Consider the following 20,775-nt stretch of genomic DNA (forward strand, 5'->3'; position numbering starts at 1 on the left):
CCCGCGAAAAGGCCGCAATGCGCGGTTGCGCTGCCTGCCGCCCCCGGCTATAGCGCCGCTTCTCCACGCGTCGGGGCGTAGCTCAGCCTGGTAGAGCGCTGTCTTCGGGAGGCAGAGGCCGGAGGTTCGAATCCTCTCGCCCCGACCATGTGGAACTGGCCAAGCGGGGTCCCGGCCCGCTGGCCCCATAACCTATCAAATCTGGCTGCAAGAAGCGCGTGCCGCAGGGCAGCGCCGCCTTTTGCCGGCCGGTGTCAGTCAGGCATGTGCTGAAATGTCATTTAACCGCAATGCCGCCGTAATGCGGAACATATAGGGGGTCCGGGCAACAGGATAACACCATCCGTTGCAAAGGGTCCGGCCATGGCTTCCCTCCCGCTTTCGCCCGCAGTGCCGCTGCTGTTTCGTGATCCGTCCCCGCCGCCGCTGCGCGCGCCGCAGATGCCGGTGTGGCACCGGGATGACGACGAGCTGACCCCCGACGAAAAAACACGAAGCGGCAAGATCCGTTACCGCACGGTCTGGATCAGTGATACGCATCTGGGCACATCGGGCTGCAATGCCGAGCTGCTCCATGACTTCCTGCACAGCATCAAGCCCGAGACGCTGTATCTCGTTGGCGACATCATTGACGGCTGGAAGCTGAAGCGCGGCTGGTACTGGCCGGAGCGCCACAACGATATCATCCGCCGCATCCTGAAATTGGCGGCCAAGGGCACCCGCGTTGTCTATGTGCCCGGCAACCATGACGAGGCGGCGCGCGATTATGCCGGGCTGAATTTCGGCGGCGTTGAAATCATGAACGAAGCCATCCACGTAACCGCCGATGGCCGCCGCCTGCTGGTGCTGCACGGCGATGAATTCGACGGCGTGGTTCTGTACCATCGCTGGCTGGCGCTGCTGGGCGACCTTGGCTACCGGGCGCTGCTGCGGCTCAACATCGGGTTCAACATGGCGCGGCGGCGGCTGGGCCTGCCCTATTGGTCGATTTCGGCCCATATCAAGAAAAAGGTGAAGAACGCGGTCGCCTTCATCGGCCATTTCGAGGAAGTCGTCGCCCATGCTGCGCGCGAACGCGGTGTCGATGGCGTCGTTTGCGGCCATATCCATTCCGCCGAAATCCGCGAGTTCGATGGCATCCAATATTACAATGACGGCGACTGGGTCGAGAGCTGCACCGCGCTGGTGGAACATGCCGATGGCCGCATGGAAATCATCGATTGGGCCGCCCGCACAGCGGGCATGGATGTGGCCGCCCGCACAGCGGGCATGGATGTGGCCGCACCCTGTGCCGGCAAGGTCATGGCCGCGCCATTGCCTCCAGTCCTTGCACAGGCAGTTCCCGCATGAAAATCCTGCTCGTCTCCGACGCCTGGTCGCCGCAGGTCAACGGCGTTGTCCGCACGCTGACCACCATCGTGGGCCTGCTGCGCGCGCGTAGCCACCGAGTTCATACCATCACGCCCGACCAGTTCTGGTCGGTGCCGATGCCCAGCTATCCGGAAATCCGCCTGGCCCTGACCAGCCGGCGCCGTGTGGCTGCCACCATCACCGGCTTTGCGCCCGATGCCGTGCACATCGCCACCGAAGGCCCGCTGGGCTGGCTGGCGCGTGCCTGCTGCATGAAACGCGGCATTCCGTTCACGACATCGTTCCACACGCGCTTTCCCGATTATGTCGCGGCGCGCACCGGGCTTGATCCGGCGCCGGTCTGGCGCGTGCTGCGGCGGTTCCATATCCCGGCAACAGCGGTGATGGTGGCAACGCCGCGCCTTGCCGCAGAACTGGCCAGCCACGGCCTGACACGGTGCCAGCCGTGGACGCGCGGTGTTGATCTGGCGTTGTTTCGCGCCGATGTCGCGGCGCATCCGGCCTTTGCCGATCTGCCGCGCCCGATTGCGCTGCATGTCGGGCGCGTGGCCGTGGAAAAGAATATCGAGGCGTTTCTGGCCGCTGACTGGCATGGGTCGAAGGTGGTCGTCGGCGATGGTCCAGCGCTTGAGGCGTTGCAGAGCCGCTTTCCAGGCGCGCATTTCCTTGGCTCGCTCCACGGCGATGCGCTGGCGTCGACCTATGCCGGCGCCGATGTGCTGGTGTTTCCCAGCCGCACCGATACCTTTGGACTGGTGATGATCGAGGCTCTGGCCTGCGGCACGCCGGTCGCCGGCTATCCAGTGGCCGGCCCGCTCGACATCATCGGGCCGCAGGGCAGGGGCGCATCAGGCACAGGCCCGCCGGTAGGCGCGGTTGATGATGATCTTGGCGCCGCGATGGTGAACGCGCTGTCGGCGCGGCGTGTTGACTGCGCCAAGGCAGGCGCGCTGTTCAGCTGGGATCATAGCTGCGATCAGTTTCTCGCGGCGCTGGCCGGCGCCCAGCCTGTACCTGTGCCCGAGCCCCTGCAAAACCCTGTGCCGCAAGCCGCTTGACGAACCCGGCCAGTGACCTAGCGTGCCCCTGAGATTTCAGGGGAGAATCACCATGTTTTTGCGCGGATTTCTGGCGCTTTGTCTTGCCGGCGCGGCTATTCCTGCTGCGGCCGATACGCTGGCGGTGACAGCGGCGCGGATGCTCGACGTGGAAACCGGGCGCGTTATCGACAATCCGCGCATCGTCATCACCGATGGCCGCATCACCGCTGCTGGCCCTGCTGCCACCACGCCCGCGCCTGCCGGTGCGCGCGGCCTCGATCTGGCCGGCCTGACGCTGCTGCCCGGCCTCATCGACATGCATGTGCATCTGTCCAGCGATCCGCGTCTGGGCGGCGACCGGGCCTTGCGATTTGTGCGCTCGTTTCAGGCGGTGATGGGCGTCGCCCATGCCAAGGTGACCATCGAAGCCGGCTTCACCACCGTACGCAACGTCGGGTCCGATGGCTTTGACGATCTGGCGCTGAAACAGGGAATCGAAAACGGCTATATCCCCGGCCCGCGCATTGTGCCGGCCACCTATGCCATCGGCGCGACCGGCGGCCACTGCGATACCAACCAATATCCAGCCGAATTCGAATTTGCCCGTCCCGGCATTGCAGATGGCCCCGACGCCATCCGAAGCAAAGTGCGTGAACTGCACCGGCGCGGCGCCGAGGTGATCAAGTTCTGCGCCACCGGCGGCGTGTTTTCTGCCGGCACCAGTGTCGGCGCGCAGCAATACACACAAGCCGAGATGGATGCGCTGGTTGCCGAGGCGCATATGCTGGGCATGAAGGTCGCCGCCCATGCGCATGGCACGAGCGGCATCAACACCGCGCTTCGTGCGGGCGTGGACACCATCGAACACGCCAGCTTTGCCGATGCCACCAGCTTTGAACTGGCGAAGAAATCCGGTGCCTGGTTCTCGATGGATATCTATGACGACGATTACATCCTTGCCGAAGGCGCCAGGAACGGCGTGCCGGAGGAAAATCTGGCCAAGGAGCGCGAGGTCGGCCTCAAGCAGCGTCAGAATTTCCAGGCTGCGCACAAGGCCGGGGTGAAGATGGTGTTCGGCACCGATGCCGGCGTCTATCCCCACGGCGACAATGCCCTGCAATTTGCCAAGCTGGTCGAATGGGGAATGACTCCGCTCCAGGCGATCCAGACCGCCACGGTCAATGCCGGCCAGGCATTGGGCAAGGCCGGCGATGTCGGCAGCCTGTCACCCGGCCATTTCGGCGACATTATCGCGGTGGCGGGCGATCCATTGGGCGACGTGACGGTTCTGCGCAAGATTGCCGTAGTCATCAAGGACGGCCAGATCGTCAAGGACGCCCGCTGAGCCTCAGTGCCATCCGCAATGACTGGAACAACAATGCCCAGCTGGGTCAAGATTTCTGCTGCCTCCGCCCTTGTGCTTGCGGCCCTGTTTGTCGGGCTTGCAAGCTGGGACAATCTGACGGCCACCGCGCCCGCCCCTGATCCGGTACGCCGCCATGACGTGCGCATCGTACGCGACACCTGGGGCGTCCCGCACATCTATGGGAAGACCGATGCCGATGTCGGCTATGGCATTGCGCTGGCCCATGCGCAGGATGATTTCCGCAACCTCGAGGAAACACTTGCGGCGGTACGTGGGCGTGCCGGCGCACTGCTTGGCGAGGAGGGCGCCCGGATCGATTTTGCCGGCGCGTTGCTGGATGCCCGCGCTGTCGCTGACCGCCGCTACACCACATTGTCTATGCCCACACGGCGATTGGTGGAAGCCTATGCCCAGGGCCTTAACGATTATGCTGCCAGCCATCCCGGCGAAGTGCGGCTGCGCGGGCTGTTCCCGGTCACTGGCCATGACGTTGTGGCTGGCTTTGCCATGCGCTCGCCGTTCTTCTTCGGGCTGGACCGGCCGCTTGGCGCTCTGATCGAGGGCAAGCTGCCGCCGCGTGATGCCGGCCCGGCCGACGAGCGCGGCTCCAATGCCTTTGCCGTCTCGGCGCGGCGCAGCGACGATGGCACGACACGGTTGATCGTCAACTCGCACCAGCCTTGGGAAGGGCCGGTGACATGGTGGGAACTGGTCGTGCATTCCGATGAAGGCTGGGATTTTGCCGGCGCCCTGTTTCCCGGCGCGCCGTTCCCGCTGCTGGGCCACAATCGCAACCTGGGCTGGGCCAACACCGTCAACCGCCCCGACTTGATCGACACCTACAAATTGGTGATGGACGACAGCGGCACCAAATACCGCTTTGACGGCAAATGGCTGCCGCTGCAAAGCCAGCGCATCTGGCTGCGCGTCAAGGTCGGCCCGCTGGTGCTGCCGGTGCCGCGTACCGTCTATCGCTCTGCGCACGGCCCCGTCATTGTGAACGACCAAGGCGCCTTTGCCATCCGTTATGCCGGCATCGGCGACGTGCGGCAGGTGGAGCAGTATTACCGGCTGAACAAGGCGCAGGATTTCGGCCAGTGGCGCGCTGCCATGGCGATGCAGGCGATCCCCGGCACCAATTTTGTCTATGCCGATGCCAAGGGCCATATCGGCATGTTCTACAACGCGCTGTTTCCGGCGCGGGCAACCGGCTTTGACTGGAAGGGCGTGCTGCCCGGCGACACATCAAAAACACTCTGGACTCGGTACCTGCCGTGGGGCGCCGATCCGATGGTCGTCGATCCGGCTTCGGGCTGGGTCGCCAACAGCAACAACCATCCTTTTGTGGCGACCGCGCCCGCCGACAATCTGAAACGCGCCGATTTCGCACCCGAACTTGGCATCGAGACCTTTGAAACCAACCGCATGCACCGCTTTGCCGCGCTGTTTGCCGGCATCAACGGCCCGATCAGCCGCGACGCCCTGCTGCGCATCAAATTCGACAAGGGCTATGAACGTACCGGCACAGCCAAGGCCTGGCTGGACAAGGTGCTGGCGGTCGATACGCGCAAGACACAAGGCATGGCGGCGGCGCAGCGGTTGATCCGTGCCTGGGATTGGACGCTTGATGGCGATGGCCCTGCCGACTCCTTGGTTGTCGCCCTCTTCGGCACGGTCGGGCGGCAGTCCTATCGCGGCGAACCCCTGCCGCCGGCCGAGCCGAAGCTGCGCGAAGTCACCGACTTGCTGATGAACAATTTCGGCCGGCTCGATGTCCCGCTTGGTGATTTCCAGCGGCTGCGGCGCGGCACCATCGATCTGCCGGTGATTGGCGGCCCCGACGCGCTGCGTGCGGTTTATGGCGATATCGCTGCCGACGGCCGGCGGGTGGGCAACAATGGCGACGGCTTTGTCATGCTGGTCGAATGGCCGGCAGTCGGCTCGGTCCGTTCCGAAACCATCCACCAGTTCGGCGCCGCGACCACGCGCACCGGGTCGCCGCACTATGCCGATCAGTCACCGTTGTTCGTGTCGCAGCGGTTCAAGGCGGTGGATTTCGACTTCGGTCTTTCGCAAGCGGTCCCAAAACCTTAGGAACAATGGCATCGACAGCGAATTTCGCGGGTACGGGAGCCGGCATTGCGGAAAATTCACTGGATTGCGACTATCGCGTTGCTGGCTGCAACTTGCGCGCGAGCGGACGTGATAGACCGGCTCGCGGCCAAATTCGGCGCGCGTGAAGGCACCACGGACATGCGGCTGTCGCCCAGCGGTAACCGCATTGTCTATCAGACGCCGCTCGGCACCGCCGGCGTTGCGGTCCGCGTTGCGGATATCGAGGGCAGCAACAGTGCCGTTATCCTGAGTTCGAACCAGCCCGACGTCATCCCCGGTGGATGCAGTTTCAAGACCGACGAGCGGCTGATCTGCAATGTCACCTTCATCTCGATGTCGGCAGGTACGCGACTCACGTTTGGCCGCGCCTTTTCGGTTTCGGCCGACGGCAAGTCGCGGATCGAGCTTGGCGAACGCGTAACCGACCGCACCGTGAGCGTGGACCAGAGCGGCGCCAGTCTGGTCGATTGGTTGCCGGATGATCCCGATCACATATTGATGCAGGTCAATGTCGCCGAAAAATCCGACATCGGTTCCATCGTGCAGTCCGGCCGGTCCGGTGTGTCCGTGCAGAAGGTCGAACTGGCGACCGGTCGCATGACCATGGTCGAAAGCCCCGCGCGCGGCGTCACCGGCTGGGATACCGATGATCGCGGGCAGGTTCGCTACAAGGTACTGCGCAGCACAAACGCCGCCGGCTACATGTCCTCCAAATCCGAACATTATGTCCGTGTGCGCGATGGCAAGGATTGGCGCCAGATCGCCGTCACCGATGATGACGCCGGCACGGATTTCGCTTTCAGGGGGTTCGACTCGGACCGTGACGCCTACCTTGCCCTGCGGCCCAAGGATGGGCGCATGGCGCTTTACCGCGAACCTGCGGCAGGCGGTGCTGGCGAAATGCTGTACGCGCATCCCCGCGTGGATGTGGATGGCCTGTTGCGCATCGGAAAATGGCGGCGGCCGGTGGCGGTGACCTATACCGACGATGCCCGGCAGTATGCGTTCTTCGACCCCGTGCTGGAAAAACGCACGCGCGCGCTGTCTGCTGCGCTGCCTGGCAAACCTCCCGTCATCGTCTTTGACGAAAATGGCGATGGCACGAAGAATCTGATCCTTGCCGGCGGCCAGTCCGACCCGGGCCGCTATTACTTGTATGATACCAAGGCGCGGCAACTGGCGGCGCTGCTGCCGGTCCGGCCGGAACTTGATGGAGTGCTGCTTGGCCAGCAGAGCGCCATCACTTACAAGGCGCGCGACGGCGCCGCTGTGCCGGCCTATCTGACCCTGCCGCCGGGCCGCACGGACATGAAGGGCCTGCCGGCCATTGTCATGCCGCACGGCGGGCCATGGGCGCGTGACGCGCTCGGTTTCGACTGGCTCAGCCAGTATTTTGCAGCGCTCGGCTATGCTGTCATCCAGCCGAATTTTCGCGGTTCGACCGGCTATGGCGACAGCTGGTACCTCGACAATGGCTTCAAAAGCTGGGCGACGGCGATCGGTGATGTCAACGACGCCGGGCGCTGGCTGCTCGGGCAGGGTGCCGATCCGGCGCGGCTGGCTATCGTCGGCTGGAGCTATGGCGGCTATGCCGCGCTGCAGGCCAATGTGGTGGAGCAGGGGCTGTACAAGGCCGCCGTCGCCATCGCGCCGCTGACCGATTTTGCAATGTGGAAACAGCAGTTCCTGAATTTTACCAACTACAAGCAGGTGGCGGCGGCTGTTGGCGATGGCCCGCACATCCAAGCCGGCTCACCCACCCGCCATGCCGACAAGATCAACGTGCCGGTCCTGATGTTCCATGGCAGCATCGACCTGAATGTCGATATCGCGCAGGCACGCGCCATGGATGCGGCGTTGGCAAAGGCGGGCAAGCGGCATCAATTGGTGGTGTATCCGGGGCTGGAGCACCAGTTGAACGACAGTGCCGCCCGCACCGACATGCTGACCAAAAGCGCGCGATGGCTGGCCGAGGCGATGCCGGCGAAGTGAGGCTTCTCACATGGCAGCCTGCATGTTAGCCAGTGCACATGCCGCGCCCGATTAACTCCCCATCGCTTGCCGCCAGTCCGCTTTTCGAGCGGCTGTCGCCGCCGCCGCAAGGACTGACTGTTTCGGAACGCATGATTGCCGGCTGGTTCAGGGAAAACCTGTCGCAGCTGCCGTTTGAAACCGCCGCCAGCATCGGCGCACGTGTCGGCGTTTCGGCAATGACGGTGGCGCGGCTGATGCCCAAGCTGGGCTATGCCAATCTCGCCGCGCTCAAGGATGACCTGCGCAGCGGCGGCGCCGGTGACGGCGCACCCTGGCTGCTCGCCGAAGCGGGAATTGGCCCCGATGCGGCATCCGGTCCCGATGCGGCATCCGGACCCGATGCGCGACTGCGCGCCGAAACCGCTGCCATTGCCGGTGTCTACCGTCTTGCCGAAACGCCGGACTGGGCCGCCATCGTGGCGTTGCTGGCGCGCGCTGCCCATGTGCATGTCGCCGGCTTCCAGACCGAGGCTGGGCTGGCTGCCGGCTTTGCCCGGCATCTGGCCTATGTCCGGCCCGGCGTGGTGACGATCGAGACAGATTCCGGCCTGTTCGAGACACTGTTGGCGATGACCGCCGATGATGTCGCCGTGCTCATCGATGTGCGCCGCTATTCCCGGCATTTTCGGCTTATCGCCGAAAAAATCGCCGCCGCTGGCGTGCCGCTGGTGGTCATCACCGACCCCTATTGCCCATGGGCGCGCGACCTGACCCCGCATGTGCTGACCGCCGAAGTGGCGCTCGGGCACTTCTGGGACATGAACACGGCGCTGGCATCGCTGCTCAACCTCGCCGTGGACGGCGTGGTCGGGGTGATCGGGGCACAGACCGTCCACGCCCGGCTGGCGCGGCTGACCGGGCACTATGCCGAATTCATCGGCTTTCAGGGCCGCGCCCGCTGAGGTCGCCGATCAGTTGTTATCCGATGTCACAGTGTCGCCGCCCGTTGGCACGTTGCAGCTCGCAAAGGTGATCGGCACTGACTGGCCCCAGTCGGCGCTGTTCGCCTGCACCTGGAAATGCAGATGCGGCCCTGATGATCGCCCGGTGCCGCCCGATGTCGCAATGGCCTGGCCCGTGGTCACGGTGTCGCCGACATTCACCAGCACGCCGTTTTGCTGGATATGGAAATACCAGCTGGTCAGCCCGCCCCGGTGCCGGATTCGCACGGCATTGCCCCAATTCTGCAGGCTGCCGCCTGCAAACGGCTGGTTGCCCGGGCCGGTCGGAGCATTGGGATTGAAGGTTGCCGATTGGCCCTCTTGCAGCCATTCGACCGTGCCGCCGCGCGCAGCCCTTATGGTGGTACCGGCCGGTAGCGAGAAATCAAAGGCAAAGGCCTGGCTGCCATTGTGTGACCCGCCGGGATTGTTGTTGCCCTGGCCGACACCCATCGAAACGCCGCCAGCCCATGGGTAACGGAACATACCGCGCGATTCTTCCTGCGGCTCGACAAAGGCCAGGCGCAAGCCCCGGCCGAATGCATCCAGATCCTCGGTAACCAGATCGGTGGTGCAGCGGCGACGGCTGTACCATTGCGAGCCGGTGCCGGGCCGCCACACTGCCGCGTACTTGTCGCCGTCCACGGCCATGGCGGTCAGGTAAAGCCCTTGCGCAAAATAGGTCTTGTCCTGCGCATCGAACGCTGCGCCGGTCATGTTCCATTTCACCCATTGCGCGCCGCTGCCTGGCCGCCAAACGGCGGTCAGCCGGCCATTGTCATAATCAAGCGCCGTGATCCGCAGGCCGTTCTTGAAATGGACAGCATCCTTGGCCTTGAATTCGTCGCCGGTCATGCCGGTCTTCCACCATTGTGCGCCGCTGCCCGGGCGCCACACCGCCGCCATGACATTGCCGTCGCGCTTCAGCGATTTCAGGCGCAGGCCGTTCTTGAAATGCACGGTGTCCTTGGCATCGATCTCGGATATGCTCTTGCCGCCCTGCCACCATTGCGTGCCACTGCCCGGCTGCCAAAGGGCGGTATAGCGCCCGCCGCGCATGGACAGCGAAGTGAGCCTGAGGCCGTTGCCGAAATGCGTGGTGTCGGCTGCCTTCAATTCATCGACCGTCATGCCGGCGCGCCACCATTGCGCGCCGCTGCCGGCCCGCCAGACTGCGGAATAGCCTGTGGCCCAAAGCGCCGCCGGTGCGGCCACGGCGACCATGGCGGCCGCTCCCAAAAGCAAGATTCGGCGCATCCGTGTTCCCCTGCAATGCAATTGCATGGATGATGCGCGCCGGGTTGCGGCCCTGTCCACCGGGCCGGATGGTCCCTCCCTAATGGTCCAGCACGGGCCAGTCCGTCGGCAGCGCCCAGCCCGCCGGCAGCGGCGCTTCGGCGACAATCGGCGCATCAGGATCGATGGGGAGGACCAGCCGTCGCGCGTGCAGCATCATCGCGCCCACCGATCCTTTCGCGCCATCGCCATAGACCGGATCGCCGATAATCGGGCAGCCGATATGGGCGGCATGGACTCGGATCTGGTGGGTGCGCCCGGTTTCGGGGCGAAACGCCACCAGGCCCGATGCGCGTTCCAGCACCTGCCAATGGGTCACGGCGCGTTTGCCGGCAGGGTCCACGATCATCCGCCAGCCCTGTTCCCGGCTCGATATCTTGATCAGCGGCGCCTCGATCCTGCCCTCGTCCTGCGCGGGCATAGCAGTGAGCTGCGCCCAATACAATTTCTGCACCATGCTGCCGGCAAACAGCGCCGACAATTGCCGCACGCCGCGCGGTGACAGGCCGATGGCAAGGCAGCCCGATGTGTCGCGGTCCAGCCGGTGCGCCATCACCGGCAACCGGCGACCGGGGGCCAGCGAAGGCAGGAAATCCTCGAGGCTGTCCGGCGTGCGCGGCCCTGGATGGACGGCAAGGCCAGCCGGCTTGGCAATCACCGCCACATCGGCATCGCGATACAGGACCGGAAATGGGAAGGGATCGCTCATCTGACTTTTTCGCCTGTCAATCACAAAGACAGTTAATCATCCTGCGCCATGGCCGTTTCCCACCACAGCGCTCCTGCAAAACGCAGGTGCGGACTGCGGGAGAACATCCATGACCGTGATCAACACCAATATCAACGCACTGACCGCCCAAGGCGCGCAGCGGACTGCCAACAACAGCCTTTCGATGGCAATGCAGCGCCTGTCCACCGGCCAGCGCATCAATTCTGCCAAGGACGATGCTGCCGGCCTTGCGATCTCACAGCGCATGACATCCGATGTCCGCGGCCTTGCGGTTGCCATGCGCAACGCCAACGACGGTATTTCGATGGCCCAGACGGCCGAAAGCGCCATGGGCGAAGTGACCAACATGTTGCAGCGCATGCGCGAACTGTCCGTGCAGGCTGCCAACGGTACCATTACCAACACCGACCGCAAGGCACTTCAGGCCGAAGTGAAGCAACTGACCGGCGAAATCGACAATGTCGGCGGCCGAACCAACTTCAACGGGCTCAAGCTGCTCGACGGCTCGGCAAAGGGCGTCAAGCTCCAGACCGGCAGCCGCGCCGGCGAAACCGTCAGCTTCTCCATCGGTTCGACCCGCGCCCGCGATCTCGGTCTCGGCAGCTCGCCGGCGCTGACGGCGTCGGGCGCCTTCGAAGCCACGGCCGCGAACCTGTCCGCCAACCAGACGCTGCTGGCCGGCGACCTGACCATCAACGGCGTCAGCATCGGCGGCAGCGTGGGCGATGACGACAATGTCTCTGCCGACAACAAGGCTGCTTCCTCGTTGGCCAAGGCCGCTGCCATCAACCGCGCCTCGGCAGAAACCGGCGTGCGCGCCGTTGTCGGCAAGACCGTGATGACCGGCACGGCCATGACGGCTGGTGCCAACGCTGGCACCATCACCATCAACGGCATCACCACGGAATCGGTCGCGACCACAGCCAATGCCGCCCAGAGCCGCACGCTGGTCCGCGATGCCATCAACGCCATTTCCGGCCAGACCGGCGTCCGCGCCGTCGACACCGGCGACGCCAATGGCGGCATCCGCCTCGAAGCCGGCGACGGCCGCAACATCACCGTCTCGCTAGGCACCCTGACCGCGGCGCAGACCGGCGTGAAAGTCGGCGCACAAAGCGGCAGCCTGAGCCTGGTCAGCGAGAATGGCCAGCCGATCGAAATCGGCTCCACCTCGTCCGGCCGCATCAGCCGGGCCGGTCTGGCCCAAGGCAGCTTCGATCGCGGTGTGTCGGCCGTGTCCTCCGACGCCCGCGGCGTGGCAAGCAGCGCCGCCACCGCGCTGACGCTCAACAGCGGTGACTTGTCGATCAACGGCGTCGCCATCCGTGCCGCATCGGCAACCGACGACACGTTCTCGTCATCGGCTTATGCCTCGTCCGCCAAGGCGGGCAGCGCCATTGCCATCGCCAACGCCATCAACGCATCGTCGGCGGAAACCGGCGTGACGGCCACCGCCAACAGCCAGACCATCAGCAGCACCACGACCACGGTCATCGCCACATCGGCAGCGGCCACGCTGGGAATCAATGGCACGCTGATCGACGTCAATCTGAACGCTGCCGACAGCGCCCAGGCAACCCGCGAGAATGTTGCAAAGGAAATCAACAAATTCACTGGCCTGACCGGCGTGACCGCTGCCGACAACGGCCGTGGCGGACTTGACCTCACTGCTGCCGATGGCCGCAACATCACTATTGTGGTCGATAGCGACGAAGCGGCGGCGGCCAACATGGGTCTTGGCGGCGCGACCATCAAAGGCACGAACACTGCTTATGCAGTGGTCGGTGCCACCGATCCCACCTCGGTCGCAACGGCGGAAACCGCCTATGCCACAGTGCGGCTGGAATCGGCCAAGGCCATCGACGTCAAGGCCGGCAGCCTGGCGTTTGGCTCCACGTCCAACTTCACGGCGCTCGGCTTTGAAGAAAACAGCTATGGCACCGACAAGGGTGGCCTGCGCATCTCCGAGGTCGATGTCTCGACCGTCGAAGGTGCCACGGCTGCGATGGACGCCATCGACGAGGCATTGAACTCGGTCAACCTCGACCGCGCCAACATCGGTGCCGTGCAGAACCGGCTCGAAGCCTCGGTCAACAACCTGTCGTCGAACTCGACCAACCTGATTGCGTCGCGCAGCCGCATCCAGGACACGGATTTCGCGGCGGAATCGACCAATCTCGCCAAATCGCAGGTGCTGGGCCAGGCGGCGCAGGCGATGCTGGCACGGGCCAACCAGTCGCAGCAGCAGGTCACGCAGCTGTTGCAGTAAGCCACCCGCGGTTCCGTCCGGGAGGGCCGGGCCCACCGGCTCCCCGAGCCGGCGAGGGAGAAGGGGCGGTGCCAGCAATGGCGCCGCCCCTTCAACCATTTGTGGTCTTTTTTGCGCGTTCCTGTTTACGCCGCCCGGCGGCACTGCTATCGCCCCCGCTTCCCGCTGCGGAGCGGTGGCCGAGTGGTCGAAGGCGCACGCCTGGAAAGTGTGTATGGGTCAAAAGCTCATCGAGGGTTCGAATCCCTCCCGCTCCGCCACATTTTTTGCGCTTACGAGCGAAGCTCTCAGCGAGGGCGCGGCACTGGCCGCGGCGCCCGTTCGGGCTTGAGAACCCGTCGGGTTCGAACTGGATCCCTTGCAGTCAGCCAGTTCCCCATTTCTCATCAAGCCTTAGCCTTTGAATTCCTTCACCGTCATGCGCCGCCTGCGCTTTGCGGCGCCGACAAGGCCGAAGCCGGCAATCATCATTGCCCAGCTTGCCGGCTCGGGCACATTGGTGTCGACGCCGATGAATGCCGAGTTGCGCCCACTATAGGGCCACGCCCCGTTTTCAGCGCTCTGGGTGACCATCAGGAATTGGGCACCGACGCCCAAGGCCTGGCGGATCAAATCGCTGCTGCTCTGGCCCGGCTGGCTGATGCCATAGTAATAATCGACGCGCGCCGTTCCGAAAGCCGGGATAATCCTGCCGAAGAAATCGACCTTGATGCCGCCGCCAACATTGCCGGTCACGTTGCAAAAGCTCAGGCAACTCCGAGTGTACGGTATCGACGCATCGGGGTGTTCAAAGCCGTAATAGGTCGCATCCAGGATGCCGGGCGCTGTCCTGCCCGCCGCGAAGCTGTTTTCGGCGAATTCCGTCGGGGTGACATCGACATCCCAGTTGCGCTGGAACCAGAAAAAGCTCCGATACTGACCGTTATGAATGACTTCGCTGATCTTGAGGATGTTCGGTGCGACGAAACTGTAGTGTTGCTCGACCGCAAACGACAGATACCCGACATTGGTGTAGGCGGTTGCCGAGGCGGCGCTTGTCTGGCTGAGGGTGGTGGTGACGATCGACCCGAAGTAGGTTTGATCGGCCCATGGTCCGCCATCGGTCCCGAGCGAGACTCCCCATGAATCACGCGGTGTACCCGGTGCCATTGGGTCAAAGCCATCCGACAACCGGACAAAGCCGATACCGGTCGATGGATCCCATAATTCGCCATTCTGGCCGATCCCGACGCTATAGGTGCCGTTGCTGATCGTGACACCGGCAAGTACCGGGGTACCGGTGACGGCCATTGCCAGGGTCAGCGCGAAGGTCGGGGCCACATATGCCTGCATGATGCATGCCTTTGCCAATATCCACGACCGCATCTTATCCGCAACAATCCGGCGCACCAATCGGGGTTCTTACGTAACTGCGCTGCTGCCGGTTTTGAAGCGCGCCGGGTTTGCCGCACCCACCTCAGTGGCATTCTCGGCCATGAAAACATCATGCAGGCCCGTTTGAAAAGGCAGAGTAGTTGCATGAATCAAGGCTCTGGCAATTCACGATGAAAGTGTTAACTTCGATTGCTGCGGTTACGCGGTCGGGGTTGGCCGATATGAAAAAGACGCTGTTGGATCTGCTGCCGCCAGCCATGGTTGCGTCTGTCCTGACCTTTTGGGCCTATGCGCCTGCAACCTGGACAAAACCGTCATGGTCGATAACGGTCGCGGCATGGGTGACAATGGCGTTGATTCAGGCGCTGGAACTGGTTGCAGAACGTCACCCGGGCTGGCGCATCAACTGGCGCGAATTGCTGACTGACATGTTCTACGTCGGTCTCAGCGCGACGGCAATTTCGTGGGCGGCGGCGACGTTTGCCGACGATCCGGTGCGGGCTGCAAAGGACGCTTTGGGTATCGCCACGCCGGGCATCAAGGACTGGCCGTTCCTGATTCAGGTTGGCGCAGTGCTGGTGCTGTTCGAATTCGGCCAATATTGGATGCACCGGCTGATGCACAACAATGCGTTGCTTTGGTCGACGCATGCGCCGCACCATCATGTAACCCAGTTGAATGCCATGAAAGGCGCGGTCGGCAACCCGATCGAGATGTTCCTGATCAACTTGAGCATATTGGCTCTGTTCGATTTCCCGCAGACTGCGTTGTTCGCCGCTTTCAATGTCATGACTGTCGTGGTGGCGTTTGCGCACGCCAATGTGCGGTCGGACCCGCCGATCTGGTATGGGTATTTTTTCACGACGATCAGGCACCACAGCCTGCATCATACGGCGCTGAGTTATGAAGACACGCGCTGGAACTATGGTAATGCGCTGATCCTGTTCGACCGCATCTTTGGCACCTATCGAGAAGGTGAATCGGCCATTGTCGGCCAGGATGAACGCAAGCGCCTGTCGATCGGCGAACAGTTCATGTTTCCGTTCCGGCCCCTTGTTGCGAAGTTCAAGGCAAAACGCGCCGCTTCATCCGGATTGTGACGGCAGCGGACGGGAACGGAGATACTGGCGCCGCGCATGTCCGGGGGAGGCGACGTTGAAAAGACGCTTGGCGTTCATGCTGCTGGGATTGGGGACCGCTGGTGCAGCACAAGGCGCTGCGCCAGTCGAGCACGTGCTGCACGTGCCAGGCTATGCCGATTTCATAGCAGTTGACGGCGACAGCATCTGGGTCACCAACAAGGGCCGCGTCGAGCGCTGGTCGGCACAGGGAAAACTCGCGGAAACAGCCATGTCGAACCCGTGCGGCGCCATGGCCATTGCCGCAGGGTCATTGTGGGTCGCCGATTGCAGCAATCGGACACTCAATCGCATTGATCTCGTCACGGCCAGAATATCAGCGACAATTCCCAGCGGAGTCGCCAACCCCGACGGCGAACTCAACGTCGTTGCCGGGGCCGGATCAGTCTGGATGGCCAGCGATGACAAGGGCACGGTCGCACGCATCGACCCGGCCAGCAACCGCATGACGGCATCGATCGAAGTCGATCCCGGCACGCATTTTCTCGCATTCGGCTATGGACACCTCTGGGCAGTCAGCGCCGCCCGGCAAACCCTGCAAAAAATCGACCCGCGCACCAACCGCGTTGCAGGGCGGACCCGGCTTGGCCGTCAGCCCGGCTTTCTTGCGGCCGGCGAAGGCGGTGTCTGGGTGCAGGAACAGGGCGACGGCACGCTGGCCCGGATCGATCCGGTGACCGGAGATGTGTCTGGCCGCGTCAAGGTCGACGAAACGCTCGAATATGGTGACATCGACACCGGCGGCGGCAAGATATGGCTGCGGACCACGATAGGCCAGACGTTTGTGGTGATTGATGCTGCCTCTCTCGCAATCCTCCTGCGGGTCGGCAAGGCATCGGGCAGCGGCGCCCTACGCTACACGCCTGCCGGCATCTGGACCACGGCGCACGACCTGCACACAATCTCGTGGTGGAACGATCCGGCACATATTGGAAAGTGACGCAGCGTATCTGCGGGCAGCAGCCGTTTGCAAAGCAAGGGCCAAAGCTGCATCTTCGGCATACTACGTGGTTGCGATTGTATGTATCCTGCAGGCAATCCGGGGGGGGTCATGAACAACCAGAACAAGGCACTTTGGGAAAAGGGTGATTTCACGCAGATCGCGGTGACGATGCGTGAAAGCGGGCAGCAACTGGTCGAAGGCCTCGGCATCGCAGCGGGCATTGATGTGCTGGATCTTGGCTGCGGCGACGGCACCACGGCGATACCGGCGGCCGCGCTGGGCGCCAATGTCCTGGGGGTCGATATTGCCAGCAATCTGGTGGCGGCCGGAAATGCGCGGGCTGCGGCAGCCGGCATGGCAAACCTGCGCTTTCAGGAAGGCGATGCCTCGGGTCTTGCCGACATTGCAGACGACAGCTTCGATCTGGTCCTGAGCGTCTTTGGTGCGATGTTTGCGCCCCGTCCCATGGATGTCGCGCGCGAGATGGTGCGCGTGACCCGGCCCGGCGGCAGGATTGTCATGGGCAACTGGATTCCCGGCGATCCCACGCTCGTGGCGCAGATCCTCAAGATAAGTGCCGCATATACACCGCCGCCGCCCGAAGGCTTCATCAGCCCGGTGACATGGGGAATCGAAGGCAATGTCCACGAACGTTTCGGCGGCGCCGGCATCGCGCCCGACCGGATCAGTTGCACGCCCGAAACCTATGTGTTCCGCCATGCCGGCCCGCCGTCCGAATTGCTCGACCGGTTTCGCATGTTCTACGGCCCGACCATGAACGCCTTTGCCGCCGCGCAGGCCAATGGCCGCGAAGAGGAGCTTCAAGCAGAGCTGGCGGCGCTGTTCGCGGCACAAAACCAGGGCGGGCCCGATCGGACTGTCATCCCCGCGACCTTCCTGAAGGTGGTCGTACACACCGACTGAGCAAGCTCGGGCGTGTCCGGTGCCGCAGCCCCGGACACGCCCGCAACCGTTACTTGCCGAAGCGGTCCAGCGTCATCACCTTGTTCCATGCGGCAATGAAATCGGCGACGAATTTGTCGCCCCCGTCATTGGCGGCATAGACTTCGGCTACTGCGCGCAGTTCCGAATGCGAGCCGAACACGAGATCGACGGGGGTTGCCGTCCACTTCTTCGTGCCCGTCGCGCGGTCAACGCCGTCGTAAATGCCTTCGACGCCCGACTTCTGCCACTTGGTGTCCATGCTGAGCAGGTTGACGAAATAGTCGTTGCTCAGCGTGCCCGGCCGCGCCGTGAAGACGCCGTGCGCGCCGCCGCCGACATTGGCGTCCAGCGCGCGCAGCCCGCCGACCAGCGCGGTCATTTCCGGCACGCTCAGGCTCAGCAGGTTGGCGCGGTCGATCAATGCTTCTGCCGGGGACAGGCGATTGTCCTTGGCATAATAGTTGCGGAAACCATCTGCCGTCGGCTCCAGCGCTGCAAAGCTGGCGACATCGGTCTGGGCCTGTGTGGCATCGGCGCGGCCAGGTGTGAACGGCACCGTGACGCTGCCACCCGCAGCCTTGGCGGCCTGTTCGATGGCCGTGCCGCCCGCGAGCACGATGAGATCGGCCATCGAAATTTTCCGGCCGCCCATCGATGTGCTGTTGAATTCGGCCTGCACAGCGCCCAGCGCCTTCAGCACCTTGGCCAGTTCCGCCGGATTGTTGGCGCTCCAGTCCTTCATCGGTGCCAGCCGGATGCGCGCACCATTGGCGCCGCCGCGCATGTCGGTGCTGCGGAACGAAGAAGCCGAGGCCCAGGCGGTGCGCACCAGTTCCGGCACGGTCAGCCCGGTGTTCAGCACCTTGGTCTTGAGATAGGCCACGTCATTGTCTGTGACGAGCGGGTGGCTGACTGCGGGCAGCGGATCCTGCCAGATCAGCGCTTCGGCCGGCACGTCGGTGCCGATATACCGGGCGCGCGGACCCATGTCGCGGTGTGTCAGCTTGAACCACGCCTTGGCAAAGGCCAGCTCGAACTGCTTGGGGTCCTTCATGAACCGCATGGCGATCTTGCGGTACGCCGGGTCCATCTTGAGCGCGAGATCGGTGGTGAACATCATCGGCGCGTGGAATTTGTCCGGAATATGCGCGTCGGGCACGAACTGCGCGTCCTTGGCGTTCTTGGGTTCCCACTGGATGGCACCCGCCGGGCTGCGCGTCTGCACCCATTCGAACCGGAACAGATTTTCCAGATACTGCGTGGTGAAGGCCGCCGGGCTCGATGTCCAGGCGCCTTCCAGCCCACTGGTGATGGTGTCGGCGCCATTGCCCTTGCCGCATGTGTTGGTCCAGCCCATGCCTTGCGCTTCGACCGGGCCGGCGGCCGGCTCCTTGCCGACACAGCCTTCCGGCTTGGCGGCGCCGTGCGCCTTGCCAAAGGTGTGGCCGCCGGCGATCAGCGCCAGCGTTTCTTCATCGTTCATCGCCATGCGGCCGAACGTTTCGCGAATGTCGCGCGCCGCAGCCAGCGGGTCGGGCACGCCGTTCGGGCCTTCGGGGTTCACATAGATCAGGCCCATCTGCACGGCGGCCAGCGGGTTCGCCAGCTTGCGCTCGCCGCTGTAGCGTTCATCAGCGAGGAACTTCTTTTCCGGGCCCCAATAGACCAGGTCGGCTTCCCAATCGTCGGTGCGGCCGCCGCCAAAGCCAAACGTCTTGAAGCCCATGTTTTCAAGGCTGACATTGCCGGCCAGCACCATGAGATCGGCCCATGACAGCGCCCGGCCGTACTTCTGCTTTACCGGCCACAACAGCCGGCGCGCCTTGTCGAGGTTGGCGTTGTCCGGCCAGCTGTTGAGCGGCTCGAAGCGCTGCTGGCCGCCGCCGGCGCCGCCCCGGCCATCGGCGGTGCGATAGGTCCCGGCGCTGTGCCACGCCATGCGGATGAAGAACGGTCCGTAATTGCCATAATCCGATGGCCACCAGGGCTGCGACGTGGTCAGCACGCCGGCAATGTCGGCCTTGACCGCCTTGAGGTCGAGTTTGGCGAACGCTTCGGCATAATTGAAATTGCCGCCCAGCGGATTGGATTCGACGCCGTTCTGACGCAGCGGCCCCAGATTCAGTTGTTCAGGCCACCAGAACTGGACGGAAACATTGCTATCGGCAGCCGCCGCCGGGCTGGCAAGCGGCGCGAGCGACAAAGTGGCCGTCAACAGTGCGATGGCGGAAACGGTGGTTCTGAGCATGGCGGCCTCCCAAGAAACATTTTCTAGTTCCGCATCATACCCCGATGTCTGTGGGAGAAGAAACCGAACGCTTCCATCAGGGCAATCGGAAAACTGATTAAGTGCCGGGCGGTCGGCCCTGCTGATGCCCGAAAACGGGCGCTTGGTTTTTGGATGTGTAAAGCCAGCCGACACTTTTCCCGCCTTTTTCGCGGTGCGCACGCCAAGCCCATTTCGGGCCGAGAAGCAATAAATCTTTCGATTCAATTAATTAATAAAATATTAGTATTTTGTTCAGATTGGCACGAGTTTTGCATCTCTGAACGTGTCCCGGGGCCCTCCGGGCATTATCATGGAGGAACCAATGCGCACCGTTGCTATCGCTTGCCTTTTGATGGGTGCCGCCGTTCCGGCAGCAGCAGCTTCATCCTTCACGGTCACTGTCGGAAGCCCGGTTCAGGCCATTCCCGGCAACAATGACTTTCAGTCGCAGCTGGCGAGCAAGGGCCTCAGTGCCTACACCGCTGCCGGCGCATCGGTTACGCTCAACCTGCCGCGCAAGCTGCGCTTTGAATTCCTGGGCGCCGAGAGCGGCTTTCGGGACACGTTCACCGCGCTGTCAGGCCCGCTGTCGTTCACCGAAAACAATGAAGCGTGGACCAACATCGTTTTCGGCACGCTGAACTACGGCGCTGGCGCCATCACCGACTGGCAGTTCACCACCAGCGGCAACGGGAATATCGCGCTGATCGGCTCGCATCACTTCGGCATTTTCTTGCCCGGTAATGTGGGTTCGACCTATAACACGAACGTGCTTTATCTGGGATTTGACGACCAGATCAACAACTTCGACGACAATCATGATGACTTGGTCATGCGGGTTGTCGCAGTTCCCGAGCCGTCGTCCTGGGCCATGCTGATTGCCGGCTTTGGCCTCGTCGGCGCGGCGCAGCGCCGGCGTGTGCGCAAGGTCGCTGCCTGACCA

15 protein-coding genes and 2 tRNA genes are annotated in these 20,775 nt (G+C 63.5%); 13 read left to right on the forward strand and 4 right to left on the reverse strand.

All coding sequences use genetic code 11. From position 1 onward, the window contains the following. Nucleotides 1-71 precede the first annotated feature (71 nt). The 7 genes from RMQ73_RS09370 to RMQ73_RS09400 all read left to right on the forward strand — a co-directional run bounded on the left by RMQ73_RS09370 (nt 72) and on the right by RMQ73_RS09400 (nt 8,828). Nucleotides 72-148, forward strand: a tRNA-Pro gene (locus RMQ73_RS09370). A 215-nt stretch (nt 149-363) separates the two neighbouring features. After that, nucleotides 364-1,350 carry a UDP-2,3-diacylglucosamine diphosphatase gene (locus tag RMQ73_RS09375; protein ID WP_409049859.1) on the forward strand — a complete coding sequence of 329 codons (987 nt, stop codon included), beginning with the start codon at nt 364-366 and terminating at the stop codon, nt 1,348-1,350. Further along, nucleotides 1,347-2,429 carry a glycosyltransferase family 1 protein gene (locus RMQ73_RS09380; RefSeq protein WP_310497925.1) on the forward strand — a complete coding sequence of 361 codons (1,083 nt, stop codon included), beginning with the start codon at nt 1,347-1,349 and terminating at the stop codon, nt 2,427-2,429. The genes RMQ73_RS09375 and RMQ73_RS09380 overlap by 4 nt, the downstream gene beginning before the upstream one ends. Nucleotides 2,430-2,481: 52 nt before the next feature. Further along, complete coding sequence (locus tag RMQ73_RS09385; protein WP_310497926.1) at nt 2,482-3,756, forward strand: amidohydrolase family protein; 1,275 nt, start codon at nt 2,482-2,484, stop codon at nt 3,754-3,756. Between the two features lie 33 nt (nt 3,757-3,789). Next, complete coding sequence (locus RMQ73_RS09390) at nt 3,790-5,871, forward strand: penicillin acylase family protein (RefSeq protein WP_310497928.1); 2,082 nt, start codon at nt 3,790-3,792, stop codon at nt 5,869-5,871. A 108-nt stretch (nt 5,872-5,979) separates the two neighbouring features. Then, nucleotides 5,980-7,884, forward strand: a complete 1,905-nt coding sequence (locus RMQ73_RS09395) for a S9 family peptidase (RefSeq protein ID WP_310497929.1) — start codon at nt 5,980-5,982, stop codon at nt 7,882-7,884. 38 nt (nt 7,885-7,922) lie between these two features. Beyond that, complete coding sequence (locus tag RMQ73_RS09400) at nt 7,923-8,828, forward strand: MurR/RpiR family transcriptional regulator (RefSeq protein WP_310497930.1); 906 nt, start codon at nt 7,923-7,925, stop codon at nt 8,826-8,828. A 9-nt stretch (nt 8,829-8,837) separates the two neighbouring features. Here the strand turns inward: RMQ73_RS09400 and RMQ73_RS09405 are convergent, their stop codons facing one another. Then, nucleotides 8,838-10,124 (reverse strand): M23 family metallopeptidase, encoded by a 1,287-nt coding sequence (locus tag RMQ73_RS09405; RefSeq protein WP_310497931.1) that lies wholly within the window; start codon nt 10,122-10,124, stop codon nt 8,838-8,840. Between the two features lie 79 nt (nt 10,125-10,203). Continuing rightward, nucleotides 10,204-10,872 carry an RluA family pseudouridine synthase gene (locus RMQ73_RS09410; RefSeq protein ID WP_310497932.1) on the reverse strand — a complete coding sequence of 223 codons (669 nt, stop codon included), beginning with the start codon at nt 10,870-10,872 and terminating at the stop codon, nt 10,204-10,206. 109 nt (nt 10,873-10,981) lie between these two features. On the opposite strand from RMQ73_RS09410, the gene RMQ73_RS09415 reads away from it, so the two are divergent. After that, nucleotides 10,982-13,162, forward strand: coding sequence for a flagellin (locus RMQ73_RS09415; protein ID WP_310497933.1), 2,181 nt, complete (start codon nt 10,982-10,984; stop codon nt 13,160-13,162). A gap of 169 nt (nt 13,163-13,331) precedes the next feature. Continuing rightward, nucleotides 13,332-13,422: transfer RNA gene (locus RMQ73_RS09420), tRNA-Ser, on the forward strand. A gap of 133 nt (nt 13,423-13,555) precedes the next feature. On the opposite strand, the gene RMQ73_RS09425 is transcribed toward RMQ73_RS09420, so the two are convergent. Continuing rightward, the gene (locus tag RMQ73_RS09425; RefSeq protein WP_310497934.1) at nt 13,556-14,494 is read right to left on the reverse strand and encodes a PEPxxWA-CTERM sorting domain-containing protein; all 939 of its coding nucleotides are present in this window, start codon (nt 14,492-14,494) and stop codon (nt 13,556-13,558) included. Nucleotides 14,495-14,706: 212 nt separating this feature from the next. Here RMQ73_RS09425 and RMQ73_RS09430 point away from each other — a divergent pair, with 212 nt between their 5' ends. From RMQ73_RS09430 to RMQ73_RS09440, 3 genes are all read left to right on the forward strand, one after another. Further along, nucleotides 14,707-15,636 (forward strand): sterol desaturase family protein, encoded by a 930-nt coding sequence (locus tag RMQ73_RS09430; protein WP_310497935.1) that lies wholly within the window; start codon nt 14,707-14,709, stop codon nt 15,634-15,636. 76 nt (nt 15,637-15,712) lie between these two features. Further along, nucleotides 15,713-16,615 carry a YncE family protein gene (locus RMQ73_RS09435; RefSeq protein WP_310497937.1) on the forward strand — a complete coding sequence of 301 codons (903 nt, stop codon included), beginning with the start codon at nt 15,713-15,715 and terminating at the stop codon, nt 16,613-16,615. A gap of 111 nt (nt 16,616-16,726) precedes the next feature. Further along, nucleotides 16,727-17,542 carry a methyltransferase domain-containing protein gene (locus RMQ73_RS09440; RefSeq protein ID WP_310497938.1) on the forward strand — a complete coding sequence of 272 codons (816 nt, stop codon included), beginning with the start codon at nt 16,727-16,729 and terminating at the stop codon, nt 17,540-17,542. Nucleotides 17,543-17,591: 49 nt separating this feature from the next. On the opposite strand, the gene katG is transcribed toward RMQ73_RS09440, so the two are convergent. Next, nucleotides 17,592-19,811, reverse strand: a complete 2,220-nt coding sequence (gene katG, locus RMQ73_RS09445; protein WP_310497939.1) for a catalase/peroxidase HPI — start codon at nt 19,809-19,811, stop codon at nt 17,592-17,594. Between the two features lie 343 nt (nt 19,812-20,154). Between katG and RMQ73_RS09450 the strand changes: the two genes are divergently transcribed. Beyond that, nucleotides 20,155-20,772, forward strand: a complete 618-nt coding sequence (locus RMQ73_RS09450) for a PEPxxWA-CTERM sorting domain-containing protein (protein WP_310497940.1) — start codon at nt 20,155-20,157, stop codon at nt 20,770-20,772. Nucleotides 20,773-20,775 lie beyond the last annotated feature (3 nt).

It is taken from the genome of Sandarakinorhabdus sp., from assembly GCF_031430775.1.
GTDB lineage: Bacteria > Pseudomonadota > Alphaproteobacteria > Sphingomonadales > Sphingomonadaceae > Sandarakinorhabdus.

Bases quoted from the DNA above. Each gene is read 5' to 3' on its own strand.
- RMQ73_RS09400 (WP_310497930.1), top strand. From the start codon at position 7,923: ATGCCGCGCCCGATTAACTCCCCATCGCTTGCCGCCAGTCCGCTTTTC.
- RMQ73_RS09435 (WP_310497937.1), top strand. From the start codon at position 15,713: ATGCTGCTGGGATTGGGGACCGCTGGTGCAGCACAAGGCGCTGCGCCA.
- RMQ73_RS09415 (WP_310497933.1), top strand. From the start codon at position 10,982: ATGACCGTGATCAACACCAATATCAACGCACTGACCGCCCAAGGCGCG.
- RMQ73_RS09425 (WP_310497934.1), bottom strand. From the start codon at position 14,494: ATGCAGGCATATGTGGCCCCGACCTTCGCGCTGACCCTGGCAATGGCC.
- RMQ73_RS09440 (WP_310497938.1), top strand. From the start codon at position 16,727: ATGAACAACCAGAACAAGGCACTTTGGGAAAAGGGTGATTTCACGCAG.
- RMQ73_RS09375 (WP_409049859.1), top strand. From the start codon at position 364: ATGGCTTCCCTCCCGCTTTCGCCCGCAGTGCCGCTGCTGTTTCGTGAT.
- RMQ73_RS09405 (WP_310497931.1), bottom strand. From the start codon at position 10,124: ATGCGCCGAATCTTGCTTTTGGGAGCGGCCGCCATGGTCGCCGTGGCC.
- RMQ73_RS09450 (WP_310497940.1), top strand. From the start codon at position 20,155: ATGCGCACCGTTGCTATCGCTTGCCTTTTGATGGGTGCCGCCGTTCCG.
- RMQ73_RS09430 (WP_310497935.1), top strand. From the start codon at position 14,707: ATGAAAGTGTTAACTTCGATTGCTGCGGTTACGCGGTCGGGGTTGGCC.
- RMQ73_RS09385 (WP_310497926.1), top strand. From the start codon at position 2,482: ATGTTTTTGCGCGGATTTCTGGCGCTTTGTCTTGCCGGCGCGGCTATT.
- katG (WP_310497939.1), bottom strand. From the start codon at position 19,811: ATGCTCAGAACCACCGTTTCCGCCATCGCACTGTTGACGGCCACTTTG.
- RMQ73_RS09410 (WP_310497932.1), bottom strand. From the start codon at position 10,872: ATGAGCGATCCCTTCCCATTTCCGGTCCTGTATCGCGATGCCGATGTG.
- RMQ73_RS09380 (WP_310497925.1), top strand. From the start codon at position 1,347: ATGAAAATCCTGCTCGTCTCCGACGCCTGGTCGCCGCAGGTCAACGGC.
- RMQ73_RS09390 (WP_310497928.1), top strand. From the start codon at position 3,790: ATGCCCAGCTGGGTCAAGATTTCTGCTGCCTCCGCCCTTGTGCTTGCG.